This window comes from Dolosicoccus paucivorans (assembly GCF_900100125.1).
In the GTDB taxonomy this organism is placed as follows: Bacteria; Bacillota; Bacilli; order Lactobacillales; family Aerococcaceae; genus Dolosicoccus; species Dolosicoccus paucivorans.
In genome coordinates this window covers 1-2,180 of the sequence record NZ_FNEL01000089.1, presented here as the reverse complement: position 1 = coordinate 2,180, position 2,180 = coordinate 1, and the positions used below count along the sequence as shown (strand labels likewise).

1 protein-coding gene and 5 tRNA genes are annotated in these 2,180 nt (G+C 40.6%); 5 read left to right on the top strand and 1 reads right to left on the bottom strand.

All coding sequences use genetic code 11. The features are described from left to right. Positions 1-200: 200 nt before the first annotated feature. On the bottom strand, positions 201-1,385 hold the full coding sequence (locus BLR79_RS08635; RefSeq protein ID WP_092087020.1) for an acetyl-CoA C-acetyltransferase: 1,185 nt from the start codon (positions 1,383-1,385) through the stop codon (positions 201-203). 178 nt (positions 1,386-1,563) lie between these two features. Here BLR79_RS08635 and BLR79_RS08630 point away from each other — a divergent pair. The 5 genes from BLR79_RS08630 to BLR79_RS08610 all read left to right on the top strand — a co-directional run bounded on the left by BLR79_RS08630 (position 1,564) and on the right by BLR79_RS08610 (position 2,035). Further along, positions 1,564-1,636 (top strand) — tRNA-Lys (locus tag BLR79_RS08630). A 41-nt stretch (positions 1,637-1,677) separates the two neighbouring features. Next, positions 1,678-1,750, top strand: a tRNA-Thr gene (locus BLR79_RS08625). A gap of 7 nt (positions 1,751-1,757) precedes the next feature. Beyond that, positions 1,758-1,829, top strand: a tRNA-Gly gene (locus tag BLR79_RS08620). A gap of 38 nt (positions 1,830-1,867) precedes the next feature. Next, positions 1,868-1,953 (top strand) — tRNA-Leu (locus BLR79_RS08615). A gap of 8 nt (positions 1,954-1,961) precedes the next feature. Then, positions 1,962-2,035, top strand: a tRNA-Arg gene (locus tag BLR79_RS08610). The last annotated feature ends 145 nt before the right edge of the window (positions 2,036-2,180 follow it).

Here is a 2,180-nt window from a genome sequence, read left to right as displayed (position 1 = left end):
GGTATACTTAAGTCCGTTCATTAGAGATAGTCCTTTCTGGATTGTCTTAGGCAGGAGGTTGTGGTCTCCTGCCTTTTTTATTCATTCAATTCGATACTTAATTATACCAAAACCCCGTCAAAACATGATGAATAAATGTTTTGACGGGGTTATTTTTCTAAAGAAACTGTCGACTTATGTCACAGCCTCCACTCAGTGAATTATTGTTCAATAATAAGAGAGATTCCTTGCCCGCCTCCAATACACAAGGTAGCTAGACCGTATTTAACGTCTCGTTTTGACATTTCATGAATTAACGTGACTAAAATACGTGCCCCGCTCGCTCCAATAGGATGACCTAAAGCAATGGCTCCTCCGTTAACGTTTATTTTATCTGGATCGATGTTTAATTCTTTGATGACACTTAAAGATTGGGCCGCAAATGCTTCATTACCTTCTATTAAATCCATATCTTCAATTGTGAGCTGAGCTTTTTGCAACGCTTTTTGGGTAGCTGGAATCGGTCCAGTTCCCATCAGTTGAGGATCTACCCCGCAACTGGCATAGCTGACGACGGTGGCTAAAATAGGTAAATTTAACTCCTGAGCTTTCGTACGACTCATTAACATGACGGCTGCCGCGCCATCATTAATTCCTGAAGCATTGCCTGCTGTTACCGTTCCTTGATCTTTTTTAAAGGCTGGTCTTAAAGAAGATAAAGCATCTAACGTTACATTGGGACGGGGATATTCATCAGTATCCACTACTGTTATATTTCCTCGGCGATCTTTGACTTCCACGGGAACAATCTCATCTTTAAACTTTCCTTCAGCGATCGCTTGAGCGGCTTTTTGTTGACTGTTTAATGCAAATTCGTCTTGTTCTTTTCTCGACAAATTATATTTTTGAGCAATATTTTCTGCGGTAACTCCCATATGAACACCACTAAAAGCATCCGTCAAACCGTCATGAATCATCGTATCAATGATTTGACCATTCCCCATTCGTTGACCAAAACGGTGTTGAGGCATAACGTACGCCGCTTGGCTCATATTTTCCGAACCACCGGCAATAATAATATCACTATCTCCTAATAAGATACTTTGCGTCGCTAATTGGATTGCTTTTAAACCTGAGCCACAAAGCATATCGATTGTTAGAGCTGTTTTTTCAACTGGTATGCCCGCGTGAACCGCCATTTGACGTGCCACATTTTGCCCAAGGCCTGCGTGCAATACGTTTCCCATAATGACTTCATCGACTTGTTGTGGCGAAACTTTTGTTTTGTTGAGTAAAGCTTGAATGACTGTCGTTCCCAAATCAACAGCAGAAACATCTTTAAATGCCCCACCAAAATTGCCAATAGCTGTTCGATAAGCACCGACAATAACCACATCTTTTTTCATAGTATATCCTCCCTTTATCTTTTCTCTTTTAGATTAGCTAATTTTACTAAGGTATTCAATTTATACTTCAATCTTAAGAGGTTTTGTGGGTTTTTTTACGAAAAAGTAAATTTTTTTAAAAAAGTGGTTGACTTTCATCTGTAGATGGCTTATTATAATATTTGTCGTTAAGAACGAGGGGTCATTAGCTCAGTCGGCAGAGCATCTGACTTTTAATCAGAGTGTCGTAGGTTCGATTCCTACATGACCCATTGCTTCTTATAACTGAATAGGTTATAATGTTAAGCAGATAGCCGGCTTAGCTCAGTTGGTAGAGCATCTGATTTGTAATCAGAGGGTCGAGGGTTCAAGTCCTTTAGCCGGCATTACATTGCGGATTTAGTTCAGTGGTAGAACACCACCTTGCCAAGGTGGGGGTCGCGAGTTCGAATCTCGTAATCCGCTTTGCTACAATTTAATATTATTGATAGCTATATCATTATGCCGGGGTGGCGGAACAGGCAGACGCACAGGACTTAAAATCCTGCGGAGGTTACACTCCGTACCGGTTCGATTCCGGTCCTCGGCACTTTTTTTGCACCCTTAGCTCAATTGGATAGAGTGTCTGACTACGAATCAGAAGGTTACAGGTTCGACTCCTGTAGGGTGTATGCATTTAAGGTATGACGGTGGTCATGCCTTTTTATTTTGTCTAAAAATATGTCCTTAGCACTCTTAGTTTTGTGAGGGCCAAGGACTTTTTAATACTTAATTGAAAATACGAATAAAAAACTTACGAATATTTGCTCCCCATTG